Annotated in this window: 9 protein-coding genes; 3 read left to right on the top strand and 6 right to left on the bottom strand. The window is 55.8% G+C overall.

Annotation, left to right across the window (positions count from 1 at the left end; all coding sequences use genetic code 11):
- Positions 1-93: 93 nt before the first annotated feature.
- On the top strand, positions 94-543 hold the full coding sequence (locus APH44_RS28555) for a hypothetical protein (RefSeq protein WP_054895634.1): 450 nt from the start codon (positions 94-96) through the stop codon (positions 541-543).
- 1,152 nt (positions 544-1,695) lie between these two features.
- Here APH44_RS28555 and APH44_RS28545 read toward each other — a convergent pair.
- A complete protein-coding gene (locus tag APH44_RS28545) occupies positions 1,696-1,917 on the bottom strand; it encodes a hypothetical protein (protein ID WP_054895632.1) in 222 nt (73 codons plus the stop codon).
- Positions 1,918-2,490: 573 nt separating this feature from the next.
- Here APH44_RS28545 and APH44_RS28540 point away from each other — a divergent pair.
- Positions 2,491-2,748, top strand: coding sequence for a DUF2790 domain-containing protein (locus APH44_RS28540; RefSeq protein ID WP_054895631.1), 258 nt, complete (start codon positions 2,491-2,493; stop codon positions 2,746-2,748).
- 52 nt (positions 2,749-2,800) lie between these two features.
- Here APH44_RS28540 and APH44_RS28535 read toward each other — a convergent pair whose 3' ends face one another.
- From APH44_RS28535 to APH44_RS28525, 4 genes are all read right to left on the bottom strand, one after another.
- Entirely contained in the window at positions 2,801-3,748 is a 948-nt protein-coding gene (locus tag APH44_RS28535) for a sensor histidine kinase (protein ID WP_371105662.1), read from the bottom strand.
- 21 nt (positions 3,749-3,769) lie between these two features.
- Complete coding sequence (locus APH44_RS30870; RefSeq protein WP_371105663.1) at positions 3,770-3,961, bottom strand: PAS domain-containing protein; 192 nt, start codon at positions 3,959-3,961, stop codon at positions 3,770-3,772.
- The gene (locus APH44_RS28530) at positions 3,954-4,766 is read right to left on the bottom strand and encodes an alpha/beta fold hydrolase (RefSeq protein ID WP_054895630.1); all 813 of its coding nucleotides are present in this window, start codon (positions 4,764-4,766) and stop codon (positions 3,954-3,956) included. Before APH44_RS28530 ends, APH44_RS30870 begins: the two co-directional genes overlap by 8 nt.
- A gap of 417 nt (positions 4,767-5,183) precedes the next feature.
- Positions 5,184-5,687 (bottom strand): helix-turn-helix domain-containing protein, encoded by a 504-nt coding sequence (locus APH44_RS28525; RefSeq protein ID WP_054895629.1) that lies wholly within the window; start codon positions 5,685-5,687, stop codon positions 5,184-5,186.
- A 96-nt stretch (positions 5,688-5,783) separates the two neighbouring features.
- Between APH44_RS28525 and APH44_RS28520 the strand changes: the two genes are divergently transcribed.
- Complete coding sequence (locus APH44_RS28520) at positions 5,784-6,725, top strand: aromatic alcohol reductase (RefSeq protein ID WP_054895628.1); 942 nt, start codon at positions 5,784-5,786, stop codon at positions 6,723-6,725.
- Positions 6,726-6,998: 273 nt separating this feature from the next.
- On the opposite strand, the gene APH44_RS28515 is transcribed toward APH44_RS28520, so the two are convergent.
- Positions 6,999-7,466, bottom strand: coding sequence for a hypothetical protein (locus APH44_RS28515; protein WP_054888531.1), 468 nt, complete (start codon positions 7,464-7,466; stop codon positions 6,999-7,001).
- Positions 7,467-7,514: the final 48 nt, after the last annotated feature.

Here is a 7,514-nt window from a genome sequence, read left to right as displayed (position 1 = left end):
ACTTATTATTGAGTCCATTCTCAGCGGCATCGGTATTGCCAGCAGTGAAGTAATCCAAAATCTTGCAGTAATTTTGCTTGAGGAGTTAGCAGAATGATGTTCCTCACATTTCCTTGGAGCAAATTTTTCAAACGATTTTTTCCAATCAAAGCACTAGGCATGCTCCTGACTATGGTAACTGTCCCGATAGCATGCGGACTGATTACCGATATCTATTTTCACAAGCCCCCCCACTACCTTGAGTACATGGTCGCCATGCTTGGACTGTGTGGCGTTGTGCAGGGCATTGCTCAGTACTCCGTTATTCGCGGTAGAACAGGAGCGACATGGTGGATCGTGGGGATGCTAGCCATATGTCTTATTGCCAGCGGTAGAGGATATTTCGAACCTGGCATGAAGTTGATATCGCTGACTGGCATGCTCTTCGCCGCCTTGGCTCTCGCCTGCTACAACAGCCGCCGCTACCGCCAAATGTGTAAAAGACTTCAAGTGATCCGGCGAATGCGCGAGGAATGGATCGCCTATGAAAAGCTCCGTCGGTAGCTCAAACCCAATCCGTATAGGAGCGGCCTCGTGCCGCGAAAGGGTCGCAAAGCGGCCCCGACAATTCCAAAGCAGCTAAAAAGGCTCTCGGAGGTAGTCACGATGCAGGCCAGTGGCATCCGGAATTGGCTGCGCCAAGTTCGCAGAAGCAATGTCTGGGCATTCTCACTTGTGGCAATCCTACTGGTAGTAAAAGCTTGGGCCGGCTACCAGAGCTTTCTCCATCGGGCCGAATTACAAGCCCGCGCAGCAGCCAAAGCCAAGGCGGCCCAAGTGACACCGGTAGCACCACCGCGAAGTCCACCGAGAATCGAAGTCACCGCCCCCCAGGGCATCAGACCCGAAACGATCAAAGCCATAGAGCAGGCAATCCGTCGCTGATCTTAAGAAACATTCAGCGTTTCAGTGTGGGAGGTAAGCCCGTGCCAGCCAACTCCTGCAAGCGGTCAAACTCAATCAGCGCCTCGGCGTATTACCTAAATTTTTCATACCCACACAACTCTGTAGTGCGATCACAGCGATGATTAGTGAGCCCTGTAATGGCGCATCGATCTGATAGGGATGCAGTATGGGAGAAAGTCTTACAGCACCATTGATTGAGGAGGTCAAAAGAAAATGTTTTTTTCCATTTCCTGGGGCAAGTTTTACAAGCGCTTTGTCCCCATAAAAATTCTAGGAATGCTATTTACACTACTGGCCATTCCGATGTCTGGCGCAGTAGTAATCAAGACCTACTTCCCTACATATGCCAACCGACTAGAACATGCCGACTCTATAATGATGTTGTGCGCTGTAGTACTAGTAAGCGCTCAATACGCGGTAATCCGTGGTAGACGAGGCGCCACAGAATGGATAGCGGCAATACTGATTATTGCTCTATTAGCCTGCGGAAGAGGGTACTTCCAATCTGGAATGAAGTGGACCTCGCTGCTGGGCATGCTCTCTGCCGCCGCAGCCCTCGCCTGCTACAACAGCCGCCGCTACCGCCAAATGTGCAAAAGACTTCAAGTGGTCCGGCGAATGCGCGAGCGATGGATCGCGTATGAAAAGTCACATCGGTAGCTCAAGCCCGGTCGGTGTGGGAGCGGCCTCGTGCCGCGAAAGGGCCGCAAAGCGGCCCCAGCAATCGAGGGCCAACAACACATCCAACAGCTACCCCGCCTCCCCCGCCAAATCAATCAACCTTCCACACTCCTCCGCCGTCATCCGACCGATGATGCGGATGGCCTGATGAATCCCCGCCGCACCTCGACCACTCAACTGCGGGTTGTGCTCACACTCAAGCAATTCATCGTATTGAGCCAGTGCCTCGCCCAGGAGCTCGAGGGTCCAGGCATAGGATTGGATTGTGAAAAGGCGCTCGTGGTCAGTCATGGGACACCTGCCTCAGTTCGCGGGTGGACTGACTGTGGATAGGGAAAAAGCGATTGGTTCGAGATACCGGAGCCGAAGAGCAGCGGCGGAGAGCGGATGCGAGGATCCTGTAGGAGATAGCGATAAACATGCATGAAACTCCAAGTTAGGTTGGAGCTGCCACGCATCGTCGCCAAACAATTGGGTGGCAGCTGTACGCAGGTTGGCGAACCGGGAACTTGGAACCCGGCAGACCCGAAGGTCTCCCACGCACAGCCGCCATGGCACGAGGCTGCGGACGCAAAAAAAGCGCCTGCAATCGTGTGGGGCGCTTTGCGCCAAGTTTTCCCGGGTCGCCAAACCCGGTCGCGGAGGTTGCCGCGACTGGGGGAATTTATGCCTAACGGGGCATCAGTGCAAGGCGCGGCGAAGCCAGAAGAAGCCGTGAACCGCATTTTGGGAACAGTCCGACATACGCGTTGAGAGGTCGCCCCTGCTCTGTTAACCCTCAACTAATCCGCCTGCAGAACACTGGGTGCAACTCGGCGCTCACGACGCCGCAAGCCCCCTTCACGACAGACAGGTAACTTGAAAATGAAAGCATTAGTGGCATTGGTGTTCGGCGGCCTTTGCAGCACGGCTATGGCCAATGAAGTGGCGCAGGATTCCAAGCAGCCGCCGGTTGAGCGGTACAACTACTCGCAGCACTTGGACATTGCCCGAGTGATCTCCGTGAGCGAAGTGCCCGACGTGCGGGAATTGGTGTCCGCGCGCATGATCTACGAAGACTCCAAAGGCCAGCGGCATACGCTTGAATACACAGCGATGGGGAAAGGTTTGACTGACGACTGAGACTTTGGCGTGTTTCTGAATCCGTGAAGGAATGTGCCGCAGTGCCGGCAGATCAATAGGGCAAGTGGATGATGAAAGTCGTGCCATAGATTGGGTTGGACGTCACGGTAACCCGCCCACCATGAGCTTCGGCGATCTGCTTGACGATGAACAAACCAAGCCCGAGCGAACGCAGCGCATCTTGCCGGTCGCTACCACGCGTCATCGGCTCGAATAACTTCGGCACCAGTTCCTCGGCGATGGCAGGGCCGTGGTTGTGAACGCCCAAAACCACACCGTTGCCGCAGAACTCGGTAGTGAGCGTGATGGGATAGCGAAGGTCGCCATATGTCGCACTGTTGGCGACCAGGTTACCGATCATCTGCTGCAACCTGTCCTGGTCCACCTCGAATGTGCCTTGGCCCCGAGACAAATGACGAATGCTTGCGTTGCCAAAAACAATCCTGAGCTCGCTCACGGATTGGTCCATGGCCTTCAGAAGATCAACGTGTTGGCGCCGGATGCCGATGCCCTGACCGAGTTTGATCGACGCGAAATCCAGAAGATCGACGATCATACGCTGCGCTCTCTCGGCAGAAGTGCCAATGCTGCTCAGCAGGCGGCGCCCCCGGTCGGATTGGACATCACGTGCAAGCAACTCTGTAGCCATCTTGATGGCCGTCATCGGATTCTTCAGGTCATGGCTAGCCACAGCGACCATTCGTTCAGCCAGCAGTGCCCGATGTTGCACATCCTCATAGGCTGCGGCCAACTCGACTTGGGCACGTTGCAAAGCCGATTCGGCGGCCGCCTTCTGCGCCAGCAGTTCCTCGGCGCGCTGCATTGCCAAGAATATCCCCCGCTCATTGCGGTCTCGCTGGCTAATGCCGAACAACGCCAACTGGTAGACGACACCGTCTTCACTTGCCTGCCGTACACCATTCAGCAACATGGCAACAGCTGTTCCATTGCGGTGTTGCAGGTCGACCTTAACCTCCGCAACAGAGCCCTGCATGTCCATCAATGGCTTCCAGTGTGTGCTTTAGAACACACGCCCAGCCACCGTCAGCAACTGGTCGAAACTGCACGCGTGCATCCGCGTCGAGTCGTATCCCAGCCAATCGCAGAACGTTTGGTTGGCGCGGATGATGGCGCCATCCGCAGCCATGACAACCAGTCCGCACGGGGCATTCTCGAAATACGATGCTGTGAACAACTGCACGGCGTCATCCATCACTCAACCCACGTTCTACGAAGAAAGCATCCATTGCAGCCGTGCATGCACTGGGCGCGCTCAACTGCGGGTAATGGCCGATGTTGTTGATGATGCTCAACTGACTGTCGGGCAGCACGCGGTGCAGATAATCGCCAACCCCCATTGGCACGACCACGTCGCCGGGACATTGCAGGATCAACGTGGGTATCGACAGCCCGCAAATGTCCTGCCGGTGATCGGACAGGAAAATCACACGGGCAAAATGCCTGGCGATAAAGGCGTTGGTGCGGGCAAAGTTTTCCAGCAGCTCTTCGTGAAGCCCCGGCTGCCCAGGTGCCCCCATCAAGACAGGCGCCATGGTCCCGGCCCAGCCGAGATAATTGTCGTCGATGGTGGCCAGCATTTGCAGCACTTCATCCGGCGAGAATCCGCCGGTGTAGTCACCCTTGTCGACGTAGCAAGGCGACCCGCCGATCATCACCAGTGCAGCAATCCGCTCTGGCGACTGCACAGTGGCCAAGGCACAGATCATCGAGCTGACCGAGTGCCCGACCAGGATCACGGGGCCTTTCGCAAACTCGTTGATGATCTCGTTAAGATCCGCTGCGTGCCCCCACAGTGACGCGTGCCTGCCATGATCGTACGCTCCCAGGTCAGATTGCCCGGCGCCGGTCAGATCGTAGGTGACAACGCGAAAGCTCTTGGAGAAATGTGGCACCAGCAACCGCCACATGCTCTGGTCACAGCCAAACCCATGCGCCAGGATCAAGGTTGCCCCTCCGTCCCCAGCAATATGCACGTTGTTACGCTTCTGCAGGGTCATAAAAATCCTGGGGTAGTTGGCTATTAGCAGCGACTGACCGCCCAATCTACCGAAAGATTAGGTGAGTCATGGGACAAGCGGGGTGCGACTGTGGTTTGCGCAGCGGTTGAACGTGACTGTTGTGCCAGCACAGGCACACGTGGGCCACCATACGCGATACGCCTGGACATAGCCCGCGGATTATTGAATGAGGCGCCGTTCGAGCAGATTTTGGGACGGGCGGGTTCCGATGAAGACCAAATTCAGGTGCTCGATCTGCTTGTTGATCGAGCACAGGTCCGATCTACAGGTTACAGCGCTAAGCGCCGCCATGTGGGCAGGAGGTGGCTGTGGGCGTTGTAAGCGGAAGCGTTAGCCGCCATGAGGGTATCGCGGACCAGACACTTTCGAGGTGAACTCTCGATGTGTCCGCAACAATCATTTGTCTCTCTTCGCTGTTATAGCCCGCTCTATCAGCGGGCTGTCATAGCCAGTAACCGAACTTGCAGGCATCGGAACGGGCGCTTGCCAGAACGGTGTCTTTCCGTCCTGACTGTCGAACCTGTGGCGGGCCTCGCGGATCTGCTCCACGTTTTCAACCACCCACGTCCAAATAGGCGACATGCGGACAAGCAGCTGCATCCCCAGTGCAGTCAGGTCATATTCAACACGGGGCGGAATCTCTTGGAACTCGTGTCGGCTGACCAAGCCATCTCGCTCAAGTGATCGCAGCGTCTTGGTCAGCATGCGCTGTGTAATGCCACGCAACTGCCGTTTGATATCGGCGTGGCGCATCGTGCCGTAGACACCTAGCGCATGCAGAATGCCCAGAGACCAGCGACTGCCCGCATGTGCAAGTACCTCACGCCTGACCCCATCGTCATCCTCTCTGAGCGTCTGGCAGATGGCTTGAGCCTGCCTCAAAGCTTCATGATCGGCCATGCTTCCCCCTGGTATCACGCGTGTGCCTTCTTACGAGCGCTGCATAGTCGTGCAAGCATTTGTCCATCTTACAGGCAACTTTAACCAGGACAAATCATGACCCATCCCACCCAGCCAACCCCTCAATCGATCCTCGTATTAGGCGCAGGAGAGCTTGGGCTGCCCGTGCTTCGCAACCTTGCTCGGGTTGCAGAACGAGCCCCGGGCTCAACGGTCAGCGTGCTGCTGCGCGAATCCACCATCAACACCCAAGTCCCGGCAAAAAAAGCCGAAATCGATGAGCTTCGTAGCCTCGGCATTCAGATGGTCGCTGCCGATCTGGTGAGCGACTCCATCGACCAGCTTGCGGCGGTATTCGCTCAATTCGATACCGTCATTGGCTGCGCAGGGATGGTTGCAGGCCGAGAAACTCCGATGAAGCTTGCCACTGCGGCCCTGAAGTCCGGCGTCAAGCGCTATTTCCCGTGGCAGTTCGGCGTGGATTTTGAGGTGATTGGACGCGGAAGCCCGCAGGACCTTTTCGATGCCCAGCTTGACGTCCGCGAGTTGCTGAGGGCTCAAGACAAGACTGAGTGGGTCATCATCTCGACGGGGATGTTCACCAGTTTCATGTTTGAGCCCATTTTCGAAGTGGTGGACTTCGAGAATGACACGGTGAACGCGCTGGGCGGGCTGGATAACAGCGTCACCCTGACCACACCCGACGACATCGGGGCGCTGACAGCAGAAATCGTTTTCTTCGAGCCCCGCTTGCGCAACGAAATCGTGTACCTCTCGGGCGACACTGTTACTTACGATGAAGTTGCTGGGCTGCTCGAACGTGTCCTTGGACGACCTTTCAAACGTAACGAATGGACGGTTCCGTATCTGATGGACGAACTGGAAAAAGACCCGACTCATCACATCAAGAAGTATCGGGCCGTGTTTGCTCAGGGCCGAGGCATGGCCTGGCCGAAAGCGGGCACCTTTAATGAACAGCAGGCGATTAACGTCACGACAGCCGAGCAGTGGGCTCGCGCCAATCTTCAAGGGAGGTAAGTGTTGGTAGAGGGTGGGGAAGTTCGGAGAGGAGCCTGGGGGAAAGGGGGGGGCTGGTGCGGAGACAGGAATCGAATATACCTAGTTCAACCCAATAAAATATGCATCATTCTCTCGGAAAACACCAAGCGTATCCCTAAACATATCCCTAAATTAGAATCCACCTAGACAAACCCGGCCCTTATGCACCTTAGGTTGTACGCCACCATCGCCCCAAGCCGCACGCCCTAACGACGTAACACGCCCCAACGCCCCTAGATATCTCACGAGGGCTCAGTAGCCCTCGCCACTGTCAGGAGATTTACCTGCAATCCCCACAAGTAGGGCCTTCATTGCAGAGCCTACGTCTCTCAGTCGCCAACCCTGGTACAGCCGATCCATCCCGTCATCCTGCTTTGAGATGAAGACCTCAGACGCCACGGCAAGCTGCTTCGCCGACGCATATGTGTCAGGAAAACTGTCTTTGTTTTTCTCGAGAAAAGACAGCGACGCAAGAATGAATCCCCGAGTGCTGCCATCTGAACTCAAGTCTGCTGATTGGAGAATTTTCTGTGCCTGCTTCTCTTGGTCTGTGTACGCAGAAAGCTTGGCGGAGTGACCAACGTACAAGCTTCCGAGGACCGTCACGATCAGCACGTAAATTGCGTGCACAGCCCGTGAGCGCCAACTTGGAGCAGCAATAAATAGAGAAATTATGGAAGCGATGCTTCCTACGATTCCGACAGAATAGCCAATGTCCACTTTTTGCTCTTTTTTTCGTCTTGCCTTTTGGCCCTAAACCTGAATGAC

The organism is Pseudomonas sp. NBRC 111143 (assembly GCF_001320965.1).
GTDB lineage: Bacteria > Pseudomonadota > Gammaproteobacteria > Pseudomonadales > Pseudomonadaceae > Aquipseudomonas > Aquipseudomonas machongensis.
Note: the sequence above shows the minus strand (reverse complement) of the source record. Positions and strands in the feature narration are given on the sequence as shown.